General features: G+C 51.1%; 11 protein-coding genes. 10 read left to right on the forward strand and 1 reads right to left on the reverse strand.

Annotation, left to right across the window (positions count from 1 at the left end; genetic code table 11):
* Positions 1-28 precede the first annotated feature (28 nt).
* From dusB to hflX, 9 genes are all read left to right on the forward strand, one after another.
* Positions 29-1,015 (forward strand): tRNA dihydrouridine synthase DusB, encoded by a 987-nt coding sequence (gene dusB, locus GO984_RS01280; RefSeq protein WP_157020776.1) that lies wholly within the window; start codon positions 29-31, stop codon positions 1,013-1,015.
* Entirely contained in the window at positions 1,012-2,088 is a 1,077-nt protein-coding gene (locus GO984_RS01285; RefSeq protein WP_157020777.1) for a two-component system sensor histidine kinase NtrB, read from the forward strand. The genes dusB and GO984_RS01285 overlap by 4 nt, the downstream gene beginning before the upstream one ends.
* 5 nt (positions 2,089-2,093) lie before the next feature.
* On the forward strand, positions 2,094-3,461 hold the full coding sequence (locus GO984_RS01290) for a response regulator (RefSeq protein WP_157020778.1): 1,368 nt from the start codon (positions 2,094-2,096) through the stop codon (positions 3,459-3,461).
* 100 nt (positions 3,462-3,561) lie between these two features.
* The gene (locus tag GO984_RS01295) at positions 3,562-5,841 is read left to right on the forward strand and encodes an ATP-binding protein (protein ID WP_167740177.1); all 2,280 of its coding nucleotides are present in this window, start codon (positions 3,562-3,564) and stop codon (positions 5,839-5,841) included.
* The gene (gene ntrX, locus GO984_RS01300) at positions 5,838-7,247 is read left to right on the forward strand and encodes a nitrogen assimilation response regulator NtrX (protein WP_157020780.1); all 1,410 of its coding nucleotides are present in this window, start codon (positions 5,838-5,840) and stop codon (positions 7,245-7,247) included. The genes GO984_RS01295 and ntrX overlap by 4 nt, the downstream gene beginning before the upstream one ends.
* A 742-nt stretch (positions 7,248-7,989) precedes the next feature.
* Positions 7,990-9,366 carry a Trk system potassium transporter TrkA gene (trkA, locus tag GO984_RS01305; protein WP_157020781.1) on the forward strand — a complete coding sequence of 459 codons (1,377 nt, stop codon included), beginning with the start codon at positions 7,990-7,992 and terminating at the stop codon, positions 9,364-9,366.
* Between the two features lies 1 nt (position 9,367).
* Positions 9,368-10,900 (forward strand): TrkH family potassium uptake protein, encoded by a 1,533-nt coding sequence (locus GO984_RS01310; protein ID WP_157020782.1) that lies wholly within the window; start codon positions 9,368-9,370, stop codon positions 10,898-10,900.
* A gap of 136 nt (positions 10,901-11,036) precedes the next feature.
* Positions 11,037-11,276 (forward strand): RNA chaperone Hfq, encoded by a 240-nt coding sequence (gene hfq, locus GO984_RS01315; protein WP_008204623.1) that lies wholly within the window; start codon positions 11,037-11,039, stop codon positions 11,274-11,276.
* Positions 11,276-12,547, forward strand: coding sequence for a GTPase HflX (hflX, locus tag GO984_RS01320; RefSeq protein ID WP_157020783.1), 1,272 nt, complete (start codon positions 11,276-11,278; stop codon positions 12,545-12,547). The genes hfq and hflX overlap by 1 nt, the downstream gene beginning before the upstream one ends.
* A 72-nt stretch (positions 12,548-12,619) precedes the next feature.
* Here the strand turns inward: hflX and GO984_RS01325 are convergent, their stop codons facing one another.
* Positions 12,620-15,097, reverse strand: coding sequence for a penicillin acylase family protein (locus tag GO984_RS01325; protein ID WP_157020784.1), 2,478 nt, complete (start codon positions 15,095-15,097; stop codon positions 12,620-12,622).
* A gap of 112 nt (positions 15,098-15,209) precedes the next feature.
* Between GO984_RS01325 and GO984_RS01330 the strand changes: the two genes are divergently transcribed.
* Positions 15,210-16,082: an NAD(P)-dependent oxidoreductase gene (locus GO984_RS01330; RefSeq protein ID WP_157020785.1), complete on the forward strand. Its 873-nt coding sequence runs from the start codon at positions 15,210-15,212 to the stop codon at positions 16,080-16,082.
* Positions 16,083-16,145 lie beyond the last annotated feature (63 nt).

Raw genomic sequence — 16,145 nt, forward strand, 5'->3', positions numbered from 1 at the left:
ACGCCCTACATGCACAAGGATTAGGCAATTGTCTTTTACAGTCGGATCTACCTCGATGGCACCGCCAATTGCTTTGGCGCCAATGGCGGGAATCACTGACCGTCCGTTTCGCGATCTGGTTCGGTCATTTGGTTCCGGGTTGATGGTCAGCGAAATGGTGGCCAGTCAAGAGATGGTCCAGGCGAAACCTGGTGTGCGCGAACGTGCAGAGCTAAGTGCAGATGTCGAAAATACTGCGGTTCAAATAGCGGGCAGAGAGGCGCACTGGATGGCGGAAGCCGCGCGACAGCTGGAAGATCGCGGGGCCCGTATCATTGACATCAACATGGGATGTCCGGCCAAGAAAGTGGTCAACGGCTATTCCGGATCGGCACTGCTGAAAACGCCAGATCACGCGTTAAAACTGATCGAAGCAGTCGTGGCGTCGGTAGATATACCGGTCACACTAAAAACACGGCTTGGTTGGGATGATAGCTGTCTGAATGCGACTGATATTGCCCGGCGGGCACAAGATGCTGGTATCCAGATGGTCACAATACATGGCCGAACCCGTTGTCAGTTTTATAAAGGGACAGCCAATTGGAGAGCGATACATAACATCAAGCAGGCGGTGTCAATTCCAGTCCTTGCCAATGGTGATATCATTGACACTGGCACTGCGCACAGTGCATTGGCGCAGTCGGGTGCAGATGGTGTGATGATCGGACGTGGCGCACAGGGTAAGCCTTGGCTTTTGGCCCAGATTGCACATGAGATTTGGGGATCAAAGCAACCGGACATTCCTCGCGGCGGTGATTTTACTAACATGGTTTCAATGCATTATGATGCTATGCTCACCTTTTACGGCGCCGTTCTGGGACTGCGTGTGGCACGCAAACATCTAGGGTGGTATATGGATGTTGCTGGTACCGTCTCCAAACTTCGACGGGCTGTCCTTACCGAAGCTGACCCGGCAAGCGTTCTTCGCTTACTTCCGGACGCTCTGAATGTTGCGGATCAAGAGGCCGCAGCATGATCTGCGACACGGCGCTCTGGGCTTCGTTGCCTGTTCCTGCATTCCTGATTGACGCTGAAGATTGTATTCTGGATGTCAACTCGGCAGGTGAAGGGTTTCTAAATGTGTCGTGTAAGTCGGTCCTAGGTCATCCAATCTGGGATCAAATCGCTATTGATGCTCCCATCGAAGATGCACTTTTGCGGTCACGGCGAGACGGGACACCGTTGTTTGTTAATGACATAGACGTCGGTTCAGGTAGTCGGGCGCCGTTACAATGTGGGGTTCAGTTCGCTCATGTTGTGGGGAAGCCTGGCCAAATGCTGTTGATGTTAACGCCACGTGAATTGGCAGGCAGCATGACACGGGCACAATCTGCTAAATCTGCCGCCCAATCAGCCATCGGAATGGCTGAAATGTTGGCCCATGAAATCAAGAACCCTCTGGCTGGAATTACTGGTGCCGCCCAGTTGTTGAGCATGAATCTCGCTCAAGATGATCTCGAACTGACCGACCTAATTGTTGAAGAATGCCGTCGGATAGTAAAGTTGCTGGACCAAGTGGAACAGTTTGGAAACCTATCTCCGCCTGATTTCCAACCTGTCAATTTACATGATGTTCTAGACCGGGCACGCCGCTCGGCGCTACTCGGTTTTGGGGCTCATATGACCATTGTCGACGACTACGATCCTTCCTTACCTATGGCTTGGGGGGATGCCGACCAGTTGCTTCAGGTGGTGTTAAATCTCCTGAAGAACGCGTCTGAAGCTGCTGAAAATAAACATGGAACCATCAAAATCCGCACGTTCTATGAGCATTCCTTCAGGCTGCGTCGTAGTGATGGGACTGGCAAGACGCTGCCGTTACAAGTTGAAGTGATTGACGATGGCCCAGGGCTGCCGCCTGCCATTCAAGAAGATGTCTTTGATCCATTTGTTTCGGGGCGTGAAAACGGCACCGGCCTTGGGCTCGCTTTGGTGAGTAAAATAGTTTCAGACCACAAAGGCTGGATTTCAGTGAGTTCAACGCCAGGCCGAACCGTGTTCCGCTTGTCACTGTCACGCGTCCAGAGGGACAAAAAGGTACAGGAGTAAACACCATGGATGGTACCGTTCTTGTTGCGGATGATGATCGAACAATCCGTACAGTTTTGACTCAGGCCCTTACCCGTGCCGGCTGTAAGGTCCATGCAACATCTTCGCTCACAACACTGATGCGTTGGGTGGCAGAAGGGAAGGGTGATGTTGTTATCTCTGATGTGGCAATGCCGGACGGTAACGGTTTGGAAATGTTACCTAAAATTTCTGAAGATAGGCCTGGTCTGCCGGTAATTGTCATATCTGCACAAAATACCATTATGACGGCGATTAAGGCTGCTGAGGCGGATGCTTATGATTACTTGCCAAAGCCATTTGATCTTCCTGACCTGATGAAGCGCATCGCCAAAGCGCTTGCGGAAAAACCTTCCGGTTCAGTTGCTTCCAATTTTGAAAACTTAGATCACCCCGATGACCTGCCTCTGGTTGGCCGGACCGAAGTCATGCAAGCTTTGTATCAGTTGATTGCAAGGGTAATGAACACTGATCTACCGTTATTGATAACCGGGGAAAGCGGGGCAGGAAAAACCTTGATTGCCCGTTCGGTTCACGACTTTTCGGATCGCCGTACCTTACCCTTTGTCAGTGTGAATTCAGAAGATTTGGTTGAACTCGAGGGGCCGGCACGTCTCTTGGCGAGGGTCAAAGGAGGCACCTTGTTGATTGACGAATTGGTAGATCTGCCAGATGAAGCCCAAGCACGCTTGGTTCGAATGATTGATGAACCAGGTGACTTTTCCCCGCGCTTCATGGCCACCAGTCAATGTGATCTCAGTGCGTCGATCGAATCGGGCACTCTTCGTCAAGATTTGTATTACCGGATATGCGGAACAGCCCTGCACGTTCCTTCGCTGCGCGAGCGTGTTGACGATATTGTTTTATTGGCTGAGCATTTTTTGGTCAAATCTGAGAACGATGGGGCGCCGCACAAGTATTTGAGCAATGGATGTCGAGAAATGCTGCGCCACTTCTCTTGGCCCGGCAATGTTCGTCATCTTGAAAATGTTATCCGTCGTCTAAGTCTGACAGCGAGAGGCGAAGAGATTACCGAGGCTGAACTTGCTGATGTACTAGGGCCGCAACCCGAAGTGGAACCTGTGCTGGGTGGAGGTGTTGACGAAAAGCTGTCGGATACGATTGGGCGGCATCTGCAACGCTATTTCGAACTGCACGGCGACTTACTTCCCCCCGCAGGGCTCTATTCGCGGTTGCTGCGAGAAGTTGAAACACCATTGATCGAAATTTCATTGCAAGCCACCAGTGGTAACCAGGCCAAATGTGCTGATTTATTGGGGATCAACCGAAATACTTTGCGAAAGAAGATCACAGATTTGGATATTCAGGTGACACGCCGCCGCAAACTGATGTAATATCGCCACATAGCCGTGGCAACTTGGTACTCGTACTGGTAGAAAGCCACGATATACGGCGGTTGACCCACGTGGTCACACATCAGAATGAGGATAGTCAGTGGCGCACAGGTCACATATTCGGTCGGCGTATGGTCCATTTGCGGCTATGGTCCGGTGGCGCAGGACCCGGAGAGCGCGCAATATTGGCACGCTTGGGTTGGTGGTCTTGGGCCCTTTGTTGGCTGGCGTCACCTTTTTAGTTTTGGGGCCGTTCGGCGGTGGCGCTTCCTCCCCAAGTTTACGACTGATATTACTTGCTGACCTTGTTTATGTTCTGGCAATCGCTGCGCTGGTTCTGTTCCAAATTGGACGGTTGATCGCTGCACGTCGCGCCAAATCTGCCGGATCTCGACTACACTTGAGATTGATTGGGGCATTTACATTTTTGGCGTTAGTGCCAACGGTAACTGTGGCGGTATTTGCTGGGTTGACTGTGAATGTTGGACTTGAGGGATGGTTTTCAGAACGGGTCCGCCAAGTTGTTGGTAGTTCTCTCGCCGCAGCTGAGGCATATGAATCGCAGCAACGTCAGGATCTTTCTGAGGATGCACGAGCACTTGCACGATTTCTGGACAATAGCCGGTCCCGAAGCTTTTTCATGAATGACGCCGAGCTACGCCAAGTTCTGACACAAGGCCAACTGCAAATTCAACGCGGTTTGCGTGAAGCTTATGTATTGGACGGCGGTGGTGATATTCGGGCCAGGGGTGAACGATCCTACGAATTCGATTACGAAAAACCTTCCAGTGAAGACGTTATCAGGTCGTCGACAGATGGGCTGGCTATCATACAGGACTGGGATAACAACGAATTCCGGGCGTTGATTCCTTTGGATGCATTTGTCGATCGGTATCTTTACGTCAGCCGTAATGTTGATGGTGAATTACTTAACTTGTTGGATGAAACCAAGCAAACGGCGCATTTGTATCAACAGTTAGAAAGTGAACGAGGCCGTGTCCTTTTTGAATTTGGACTGTTGTATCTTGGCTTCGCGGTCATTTTGATCTTGGCCGCGATGTGGCTAGGGATGTGGTTTGCAGAACGGTTGTCACGGCCGGTTGGACGTCTGACGGTCGCTGCCCAGAGAGTTGGTAGTGGTGACCTGAATGTGCAGGTGGTGGAAGACGATGGGGATGATGAAATATCGGATTTGGGCCGTTACTTCAACCACATGACGCGAGACCTTCAAGTTCAGCGCGAAACGCTTTTGGACAATACCCGGCAAATTGAACGGCGAAGGAGATTGTTTGACTCTGTACTTTCATCGGTGCCGTCTGGAGTTGTTGGTCTGGACGATCAGGGCCGCGTTACATTTGTCAACCGATCTGCAGAGAGGTTGCTGGATTGGCGCGAGGATCAACAGTCAGTAGCGTTGACAGTCGCTGTACCAGAATTTGGGGCATTGTTCTCTGAGCTGACTGCGGACGGTAGTGCGGTTGTTCAGGGGGAAGTAAAAGTAACTCGTCTTGGCCGCTTGGAAAACCTGTTGGTTAGGATGTCGCCCAGATTGTCAGAAGAAAAACGGCTTGAGGGGTATGTGGTTGCTTTTGAAGATGTGACAGACTTGGTCAGCGCTCAAAGGATGGCAGCGTGGGGAGATGTGGCTAGACGCATTGCTCATGAAATCAAGAACCCTTTGACGCCAATCCAGCTTAGTGCTGAGAGGATCAAGCGCAAGTTTGCGCCGATGCTGGGCGAGGGGAACAGTGATAAGCTTCAATCTATGACTGATGTAATAGTTAGGCAAACTAATGATTTACGCCGCATTGTAGATGAGTTTTCAAAATTCGCCCGTATGCCCGAACCAGACCGCCGCGAAGAAGATCTTGTCGGTCTGGTGCGCGATGCTGTGTTGCTACAGCAGTCTGGCCAACCTGAAATTCAATTGCTTGCCGAATTGCCCGAAGTCCCCCTATTGGTGACACTAGATGCTACCATGATTGGCCAAGCACTAACAAATTTGATCAAGAACGCTGGCGAAGCGATAGCTACGCTCGAGAAAAAAACTGGTCAGGCCGTTTCAAACCCGCAAGTCCGGGTTTCGCTTAAAGAAACAGAGAATTTCTATGAAATTTCTATTGCCGACAATGGCATTGGACTGCCCGAAGATAGGGCTCGCTTGTTTGAACCCTATGTAACGACACGTGATGAAGGCACCGGATTGGGACTGCCAATTGTGAAAAAAATTATTGAAGAACATGGTGGGAGCTTAGTTTTGGAAGATGCCCCATATTTTGACGAAAATCCGCACCGGGGCGCCATGGCGATTATCCGGTTGCCAGCTATGGCGCGTCTTGCGCAGAGCAACAGAAAAGCAGTGAAGGCAGGTCTGACATGAGTGATATCCTAATTGTTGATGATGAACGAGACATTCGCGAACTGGTTTCGGATATTCTAGAAGACGAGGGCTACGCTACTCGCAAAGCTGGAAATTCTGATGAATGTATGGCTGCGCTGAATGATGGTCTGCCTGCTCTGCTGATTTTGGATATCTGGCTCAAAGACAGTCAGATGGACGGTATCGACATTCTGAAAGCGGTGAAACGCGACACGCCAGAAGTTCCAGTCGTGATAATTTCTGGCCATGGCAACGTTGAGATCGCGGTGGCGGCGATTAAGCAAGGCGCTTATGATTTCATCGAAAAGCCCTTTAACATAGATCAGTTGATGGTTGTAATCCGCCGTGCAATGGAAGCCTCGCAATTGCGGCGCGAAAATTCAGACCTGCGTCGGCTTGATAGCGGTGGCGCAGAAATGATCGGGGATTCAGCTGTTTATCGGGTTTTGACCAGCCAACTGGACAAAGTGGTTAAGTCAAACGGGCGGGTAATGTTGAGCGGTCCTGCCGGCAGCGGTAAAGAGATTGCAGCCCGTTATGTTCATGCAAATTCTAACCGTTCAGCAGCACCGTTTGTTACGGTCAGTTGTGCGAGCATCGAACCAGAGAGAATGGAAGAGGTGCTGTTTGGGCGAGAGACAACTGAGCGCGGGATTGAGCCTGGACTATTAGAACAGGCAAATGGCGGTGTTATCTATTTTGATGAGGTCGCCGATATGCCGTTGGGAACCCAGTCAAAAATTCTTCGTGTACTCGTCGATCAGAAGTTTCAGCGGGTAGGTGGTGGAGACAACGTTAGCGTCGATCTACGTGTTATTTCCTCAACAAACAAAGATCTTGAGCAGGAAATTCGCTTAGAGAAGTTCCGAGAAGAGTTGTTTCATCGCCTAAACGTGGTGCCAATCGCCGTTCCCTCTCTGTCGGACCGGCGTGAAGACATTCCTATGCTGGTCGAACATTTCATCGCTCACTTTAACGATACCCAGGGCCTTCCGCTTCGTAAATTAAGCGAAGAATCGGTGGCGTTGTTACAAACGATGATCTGGCCTGGCAACGTGCGCCAATTGAAGAATTTGGTGGAAAGAGTTTTGATCCTCGGTGAAGGCAATGGCCCAATCGAAGTCAAGGAACTGCCGCGCGAAGAAGATGCACCAAATGAAGAAGGACGTGTGGTTCTATCGGGCGCCTTGGCGACATTACCTTTGCGTGAAGCTCGAGAAGCATTTGAACGTGAATATTTACTGACTCAGATCAATCGTTTCGGTGGAAATATCAGCCGTACGGCGACCTTTGTAGGGATGGAACGTTCAGCGCTGCACAGAAAACTGAAATCCTTGGGTGTGGTAACTTCAAATAAATCCGGAGCCAGAGTAGCACACTTGGACAGTGAAGATACCGTTGCTTGACCTTTAGTGGAGGCACGTCAATTTGGGTGTTTCGCCTTCCCGCTGCGCCGGGAGGAATAATTAGCTTTTGTGGAAACACTAGAATGTGCGACCCCACTTAAAGTGGGGCGCAACCCGTCGGACATTCGATCAAGCGCATGACGTCTTGATCTCCGCCTTTTTTAGCGGGGGTCTACAATTAGAAAGCTACCGTCCTTGTGTCGGACAGCACATGAACTCTCACTCAGCTGAGGTAGTCTCGTTGTTTGAGTATTGCCAGCTGCTTTAGCCACTGATGGGTTGCATATTTCCAATTCGACCTGTTGGTAACCTTTGTCCGTCATGCACTGGTTCTCAATTCTGTGGCGTAGTCCACGGTTTAGATCTACGGTATAAATATTGCCTTCAACCCAGTAGCCAGGGCGGTAATAGCAGTTTGTCCCATTGCAGAACTCGCCACCAGGATAGAAGATGGGAGGGCTCTGGCGGATCTCATTGGCGACAGGTGCATCTTTCAGAGCAAGAGTTTCGCATGTCAGGCTGTCGGACTGCATACGCGATACCTCAACACCGGGTTTGTAGTATAGTGAAAGCGGAGTACAGCTCGTAGCAAGCGAAACAACCAATATAAATACGGGTGCTTTGAGTGACTTAATCATGGAATTACAGTGCCATCACAAATACGAAGTTACAATTGAATTGACCGTGTTCTAGGGTTCTGTCATGCAAAATACTGGCAAAAACGCGCCTAGGGGCAAAAAACATGAAAGTCATCATCTGTGGTGCAGGTCAGGTTGGTTGGCAAATTGCCAGACATTTGTCCGGTGAACTTAACGATGTCACTGTGGTCGACAATAACCCTGATCTGGTGCGACGTGCTACTGACACGCTTGATGTTCAAGGCATAGCAGGTTTTGCTTCGTATCCGGACGTGTTGGAGCGGGCAGGGGCTGCAGATGCTGATATGATCATTGCAGCAACCCATTCCGATGAAGTTAATATGGTTACTTGTCAGGTGGCCCATTCGGTTTTTTCGATACAACGAAAAATTGCTCGCTTGCGTTCGCAAAGCTATCTGGATGCGATTTATTCCGATCTTTACCGCCGTGATCACCTTCCAATTGATGTCGTAATCAGTCCGGAAAGAGAGGTTGCCGCTGCGGCTATGCAACGTCTGTCGGCACCAGCTGCATTTGATACGGAAACATTCATGGATGGAAATGCTCAGCTACTGGGCATTACAATTGATGAAGATTGTCCCGTGGTGCATACGCCCTTGCGCCAGCTTACTGATCTATTTTCGACGCTGCGTGCCATCGTCGTCGGGGTCCGGCGAGATGGTACTCTGTTTGCTCCAGATCCAGGCGATCAACTGTTTGTCGGCGATAACTGCTACATTTTCACACATATTGAAGACGTTAGTAGGACAATGGAAGTGTTCGGTAAAAAGGAGAAAAAGCAAGATCGTGTTGTGATTGTTGGCGGGGGGAACGTTGGTTTGGAGGTGGCCAAAGCGATGGAGAACCGAACCGGTAGAACCCGCAGTAAGATGATTGAACGCGATCGCAAGAAAGCCGAACATGCGGCTGAATCGTTAGAACGGACCATCGTGTTGAACGGGGATGGGCTGGATCGGACATTGATGATCGAGGCAGGAATTGACCGGGCAGATGCTATGCTCGCGGTGACTGACGATGATAAAACCAATATGTTGGCAGCCGTACGCGCAAAGGCCGAAGGGTGCTCCTTGGCCATCGCCTTGATCAATGACCCTACTCTTGTACCGTTGATGGCACCTTTGGGAATTGACGCGTATATCAACCCACGATCCACAACCGTTAGCTCTATTCTGCGCCACATTCGCCACGGCAGAGTCCGTCAAGTTTACTCTATAGGTGATGCCGAGGCTGAAGTTATCGAAGCAGAAGTGATGTCGACCTCACCCATGGCCGGGCAAATGATCCGCGATATTGATTTTCCAGAAGGTGTTCTGGTGGGGGCCGTTTATAAGGGCGGCGAAGTACTTCGACCTAGCGGAAAGCTACGGATAGAGGAAAGTGATGTCATTTCACTGTTTGCGATCGCAGCTGATGTGCCCGAAGTTGAGCGCCTGATGCAGGTCTCGATCGACTTTTTCTGATATGGCTAGGAAGACGGCCCCTCCTGGCATACTTCGATTGCCCTTGTTCTTGCTGATTTTTGGCATTGCTGCGTTGGCGATGTGGGTACCCGCCATTCATGCGGTGGTGCTGGATGATCACCCAACATCGCGTAGTTTCTTTTATTCGGGCATTGTCGGTTTGATGCTTGTAACGTTTATTGGTTTGTCGTTGAGCAACAGGGTGCCGCGCTATGGAATGTTGGGGCAACTGTTGTCATTGCTCGCCACTTTTTCAGTGCTGCCTCTCTTTCTGGCGGTTCCAACCCATGATGCTTTGCAAAACACCAGCTATCTGAATGCATATTTCGACATGGTTAGTGCGATTACCACTACAGGTGCTGACGTTTTTGCAGACCCTGGCCGGTTGCCGCCTAGTGTACATCTTTGGCGCGCGCAAGTCGGCTGGATGGGAGGGTTGCTTATGTGGATCGCAGCATCAGCTGTGCTTGCGCCCTTGTCGTTAGGAGGTTTTGAAGTAACTGCACGCGGAGAACCCGGACGCGGCACTGAAACCCCTGCTCATATGCAGCAGGGGGACCCACGGCGTCGATTGGTGATTGTGACACAGACCTTGGTACCAATTTATGTTGGGCTGACGATGGCGCTTTGGGTGTTGCTGATGATGACCGGAGAGAAGAGCCTGATCGGTTTGAGTCATGCGATGTCGGTGATGGCCACCTCCGGTATTTCCGCAGTTGGAGGGTTGGTTAACGCGAACAGTGGATTGGCCGGGGAAATGGTTATCTTCCTATTTATGTTTTTTGCTTTATCGCGGTTAACGTTTTCCACGGACACTGCAACGTCGGGACATGTCCGGTTAGACCGAGATCCAGAATTTCGCATCGGTTTGATTCTGGTGATTGGGGTGCCACTGTTGCTTTTTCTACGCCATTGGTTGGCCTCCTTTGAAGTTAGCGCTTCGGAAAATTTGTCGCAGGCCTTTCATTCTTTGTGGGGAGGCGTGTTTACCGTGATGTCCTTTTTGACAACTACGGGGTTTGAAAGTGCGGACTGGGCGGCAGCCCAACAATGGTCTGGCCTAGGTACACCAGGGTTGATTTTGCTGGGTTTAGCAGTTGTCGGAGGCGGTGTTGCAACCACTGCAGGCGGTGTAAAGCTGCTTCGAGTTTATGCTTTGTATCTTAACGGTATGCGTGAAATGGAACGTTTGGTGCACCCATCTTCGGTCAGCGGCGAGGGGGCCGGAAATAAGCGTTTACAAAAGAATGGAGCCTTTGTTGCATGGGTTTTCTTCATGTTGTTCGCCCTAACGCTCGCGTTGATAAGCACCAGCCTGGCCGCATTGGGGTCAGATTTCGAGCAGGCCCTGGTGTTAGCAATCGCTGCCTTGTCGACCACTGGCCCGTTGATAGAGGTCGCTAGTGAAACTTCAATTTCCTTAGCGTTGCTAGCGCCCTCCGCCAAATTAGTACTCTGTTTAGCTATGGTTCTGGGGCGGCTAGAAACTCTTGCAATCATCGCCTTGTTGACACCAAACCTCTGGCGCAATTGAACGAACTTGGTTAACTTCGCAGCGATATCAAGTGCTTTTTTGGTTGGAAACACTGAATTTCTGTGTCCATACTTGAATGAAATGAAGAGTCGCGCTGATCCGCAGCGTGTAGCAAGAACAAAAGCGAGAACAAACTATGGCTTCGGACCGACAGAACCTTCAGGATGCGTTCCTGAATCATGTGCGTAAAACCAAAGTTCCGGTAACTATATTTCTGATCAATGGTGTAAAATTGCAAGGTGTCATCACCTGGTTTGACAATTTCTGTGTGCTGCTACGTCGCGACGGTCAATCGCAACTGGTTTATAAACACGCCATCTCCACGATCATGCCGGCCCAGCCGATCAGCCTATACGAGGGTGAAGACGCCTCTTGATGGAACATGACAGGATCCAGACCCGTGCATGGGTGCTGCATCCGGATATTAGATCAAATAGCGGGCGGCGCCCGGCCGAACCTGCATTGCAAGAAGGCGTGGCGCTAGCTAGGGCCTTACCGGATCTTGATGTGATCGGGTCACTTGTTGTGCGTTTGCCAAAGGCTCATTCGGGTCAATTGTTTGGCAAAGGTAAAATCGAAGAACTTGCTGCAATTTTCAAAACTGAAGAAATTGATCTTGTTCTTATCGACGGCCCTGTTTCGCCGGTACAGCAGCGCAACCTTGAAAAATCCTGGGGTGTTAAGTTACTCGATAGAACCGGCCTAATTCTCGAAATTTTCTCAGATAGAGCCCGCACTCGAGAGGGTGTGCTGCAAGTCGAAATGGCTGCGCTAAACTATCAGAGAACGCGATTGGTCCGTGCATGGACCCACCTTGAACGACAACGCGGCGGATTGGGATTTGTCGGTGGACCTGGCGAAACCCAGATCGAAGCCGACCGTCGAGCTATTGACGATCAATTGGTACGTCTGCGTCGCCAGTTGGATAAGGTGGTCAAGACCCGTACTTTGCACCGAGAGGCACGTGCCAAGGTGCCATATCCGATTGTTGCTTTGGTCGGATATACCAATGCAGGGAAATCCACTTTGTTCAACCGCCTGACCGGTGCTGACGTGATGGTCAAAGACATGTTGTTCGCGACCTTGGACCCGACGATGCGGCGGGTTGAGCTGGAAGACGGGCCAGAAATCATTTTGTCAGATACTGTTGGCTTTATTTCAGACCTCCCTACTGAATTGGTGGCTTCATTTCGTGCGACACTAGAGGAAGTTCTTGGTGCAGACCTGGTGGTGCATGTGCGCGACATAAGCCACGAAGACACCCATAATCAGGCGATGGATGTCGACAGAATTCTGGCGTCGCTAGGTGTCGATGAAAACCGAGCAAGGATCGAGATCTGGAACAAACTGGATCAGCTGCCGAAAGAAGAGGCAGATGCGAGACGTCAGCGAGCAGAGCGGGAAGAGGGGATCCACGCGATTTCCGCCATAACCGGTGAAGGTCTGCCAGAACTGTTGCGAGACATAGCGGAGCAACTGCAAGGTGCTCGTCATCAAGAAGTGCTCAGTCTTGAGTTTTCGCAAGGCAAACAGAGGGCTTGGCTTTTTGCCGAAGATCTTGTGCAAGGTGAAAAACAAACTGAGACCGGGTTTGAAATCACTGTTCTATGGACTGATCGGCAGAAGTCCCAATTCAGCGCGTTGTAATCCAGCCTTAGTCAAGCATTCTTACTGCCCATCAATCAGTTCAAATGTGAAACATGTTGATGGGCAGCTCGGTCATTTCTGCAGCGGCTGAATTCGTGTAATTCCAACCGCAGCAGCGCGCGCTAGATCAACATCAAGTGACATCGGAATATACTCACCCCTCCGCCACAACTGCGCCATGTCATCATAGAAACGAGACAGGAAGTGACCTGATTGTCCAGTCGAGGTTATGAAGACCGAACTGTCTGGGTCAGAGAAATCATAGACGCCACGATAGCCAGCTGAATGAACATTCTGAAAGGGATCTGGGTCTTCGCCTGAACTCAGACCACGTTGAAGGGTATTGTCGCCACCACTTGTGGATTGGCGAATGTTTACGAAGAATCGAAGCAGGGGAACCTCTCCCAAGACCTCGTGGTCATGTGTTGCCTGATGAGCATCACCCCATCTTAGCGATTCAAGCGCTGACCCGTAACGCTCGTTAATCCAGACTAAGGCATCGTCTAGCGCCATTCGGGCCATATCCGTGCAGCTTTCTTTGGGTGCGCTTTGGCGAATGTCACACCAGGCAGATGCGCCATCAACATCACGAAATACGCGTTCAATAAACAGCGGTTCCACATGTTTGAATTCGCTGGCTAGAGGCCCCAATTCATCAACGATTAACCGCGCCTGAAGGGCCCTAAGCCAGGCCATATAAATAAGCGGTTCTGGAAGGTGCTCATTCATTTCTCCGTTCCACTCTGATAGCAGACTTAATGCGGTCTGCTGTTGACGTGCTAGAGTCCCCTCGGTAGCTGCGTTGGACGTGAACCAGAGGTCTGCACCGATGAGAGGAAGTAGGGAGCGAGCGGTATAGGAAACTGTGTCGAGCTGTGCTTCGATGAAGCTATCCCGAGTATGGACCTGCCGTGTCTGCATCAGCTTTTGCCAGCGGTGGATACGTTGCGTGTCGCCCCAGTTATATGACACATGATTGGGAAAGGGGCGTTCTAGGAGTTTGTTGTTTGTGTTGCCCAGTATGCCACCACGCGGGCTAACAAATTGCGGATTTGCAGCATAGGGCGATCTCCCCTGCCAACGGTTTTCACGACGCCAGCCTTGATTTGGAAGTCGTCCCTGGCTTTGATTTCGGGCATTGCGTTGCGGTACAGAACCAATGGTTTTCATTGCAATGGTTTCTTGATCCGCCAAAACTAGGTTTTGCGAAGGTGCAATGAAGTGTTCCCCTGATACTAGTGCGTCTTGCACATTTTGGCTTCGCATTAGCGAAATTGCAGCGCTCATGGAAGTATCGGTGTCGCTTAGGGCTGTCCATGCAAGGCTGGCAACATGTCCAGAAGGTGTCACAGCAGACAAACCATAAAGGGATCCGGGTAAAACTGGGCCGTTCTCGCTCCACCTCAGAATGAGCGTGATGGGTTGCGAATCTTTAATTTGGATGATCGAAGGTCGAGATGTAAACCGTTTATAACCGTTCGGGGTTAGGTATTCCTCGGGGTTCTCAGGGTTGAGCTTTTCAATGAAAATATCCTGATCATCAACATACGACGAAGTTACCCCCCATCCTAATTGATCTGACCGGCCGACAATCACGGCTGGAATGCCGGGTAAGGTCGCGCCGATAACCCCTCCCGTAGCAAGTTCCATCCGTGCCAAATACCAAAGAGTAGGAGCGCTCAGGCCCATGTGTGGGTCGTTGGCAAGCAAAGTCCCAGCCGAAGCAGACCGGGCGCGTGCAGCAGCCCAGACATTTGAGGCCCCAGCCAAACCGCGGGGCGGAAAAGGGGACATGGCAGCCTGTGGTATCGACGCTGTCTCGGCATAGCGTTTTAGGCCTGGGAACAACTGCGCATATTCTGGCAAGGCAGCGACGCCGGTGCCTGGAGAATCTGGAAGAATATCGAGCAGGCGTTCCGGATCGTCCAGGATCAGCATAGTCCGGGCACGGAGGACTTCGTCTTGAAGCTGCCCGGATAATTTTAGGGCCATGAGTTTCATCACCGCAATACTGTCAGCTGGCTGCCAAGGGGCGATGGGGGCGTTGAAGACAAACATTTCTGGTGCACCGCGACCAAGAGCACTGTCGTTGATCTCACCAAGGCGCGCGTTGACACCTGCAGAGTAGGCCGTCAGGGCGGCTAGTGTCCCCGGGTCTTGAGCACTGACTGATTGTTGCGCCAGTCGATACAGGTCAAGACGACGCAATAAGCTATCAATCTCCACTGTCCGGCTGCCAAATACTTCGGATAGCCGCCCTTGAACGGTACGGCGAAGCATAGTCATTTGCCAGAGCCGGTCCTGTGCATGAGCGTAACCAAGGCCAAAGTAAACGTCTTCGTCGCTGGCGCCGAAGCTTCCGAATATATGGGGAACATTTGCATTGTCGCGGACAATTTCGACAGGCGCCGAAAGCCCTGGTAGGGCAATGTCTTTATCATAGTCTGGGAGGGATTGCGAAGCTAGAAAATATGCAAGCCCGAGCCCCAGAACTATCAAGACAAGTAATGCTGTGGTCATTCTCATGAGCCAGCGGAAAAGGAGTCCCATGGATGGTCTGTTCCTTCGGTACAATTCATTTTCGGTCGAAGGTGATTGAACCTTTCGACGCGGATGTTAGGGTCGCGCCAACATAGGCGAAGTCTGGTTGAGGGGAAAGCAGATGGTAAAAATAGCATTCTTAGGTTTGGGCGTAATGGGTTTCCCGATGGCTGGACACCTTCAGGAAGCTGGGCATCAAGTGACGGTTTACAACCGGACCACAGCTAAGGCTGAGACTTGGGCTAAGCAGTACGGCGGTGGTTACGCAGCCACCCCTCGTGAGGCAGTGCAGGGAGCAGACTTCGTAATGTCTTGTGTCGGCAACGATGATGATTTGCGGGCGGTTTGTGAGGGCAAAGATGGGGCGTTTGCCGGCATGCAAAAGGGGAGTGTGTTTGTTGATCATACGACCGTGTCGGCAAAAGTGACACGCGAACTTTATGCCGCTGCTGAAGGTCTCGGAATATCATTTGTGGATGCACCAATCTCGGGAGGTCAGGCCGGGGCTGAAAATGCTGTCTTGTCGGTTATGTGTGGTGGCGATAGAGATGCCTTTGAGCGCGTAGCGCCGGTAGTTGATGCCTATTCACGTATTTGTCGCCGCATTGGTAGTAGTGGTGCTGGACAGATGACCAAAATGTGCAACCAGATTGCAATTGCGGGGCTGGTACAGGGGTTAAGCGAGGCCTTGCATTTTGCGGAGAAAGCAGAGCTGGACGGCAGAGCAGTGGTAGAAGTGATCAGTCAAGGTGCCGCGGGAAGTTGGCAAATGGCCAACCGTTTCGAAACCATGATTGACGATAACTTTGATCACGGTTTTGCAGTGGACTGGATGCGGAAGGATCTGGGGATTTGTCTGGATGCTGCGAATGAAACAGGGGCCAGCTTACCAGTGACCGCCATCGTCGATCAGTTCTACAAGGACGTACAAAACAAGGGTGGCGGTCGTTGGGATACATCTAGTCTGCTGAAGAGACTGCGTATGCTGAGTTGATCGCCATCACAGCTAATCAACGATGACCAAAAACAAAGCGCACCTGTTTCAGTGCGCTTTGTT

Origin of the sequence: Parasedimentitalea huanghaiensis, assembly GCF_009753675.1 — a bacterium.
In the GTDB taxonomy this organism is placed as follows: domain Bacteria; phylum Pseudomonadota; class Alphaproteobacteria; order Rhodobacterales; family Rhodobacteraceae; genus Parasedimentitalea; species Parasedimentitalea huanghaiensis.

Bases quoted from the DNA above. Each gene is read 5' to 3' on its own strand.
- GO984_RS01325 (WP_157020784.1), bottom strand. From the start codon at position 15,097: ATGGGACTCCTTTTCCGCTGGCTCATGAGAATGACCACAGCATTACTT.
- ntrX (WP_157020780.1), top strand. From the start codon at position 5,838: ATGAGTGATATCCTAATTGTTGATGATGAACGAGACATTCGCGAACTG.
- GO984_RS01330 (WP_157020785.1), top strand. From the start codon at position 15,210: ATGGTAAAAATAGCATTCTTAGGTTTGGGCGTAATGGGTTTCCCGATG.
- hflX (WP_157020783.1), top strand. From the start codon at position 11,276: ATGGAACATGACAGGATCCAGACCCGTGCATGGGTGCTGCATCCGGAT.
- hfq (WP_008204623.1), top strand. From the start codon at position 11,037: ATGGCTTCGGACCGACAGAACCTTCAGGATGCGTTCCTGAATCATGTG.
- GO984_RS01290 (WP_157020778.1), top strand. From the start codon at position 2,094: ATGGATGGTACCGTTCTTGTTGCGGATGATGATCGAACAATCCGTACA.
- GO984_RS01285 (WP_157020777.1), top strand. From the start codon at position 1,012: ATGATCTGCGACACGGCGCTCTGGGCTTCGTTGCCTGTTCCTGCATTC.
- trkA (WP_157020781.1), top strand. From the start codon at position 7,990: ATGAAAGTCATCATCTGTGGTGCAGGTCAGGTTGGTTGGCAAATTGCC.
- GO984_RS01310 (WP_157020782.1), top strand. From the start codon at position 9,368: ATGGCTAGGAAGACGGCCCCTCCTGGCATACTTCGATTGCCCTTGTTC.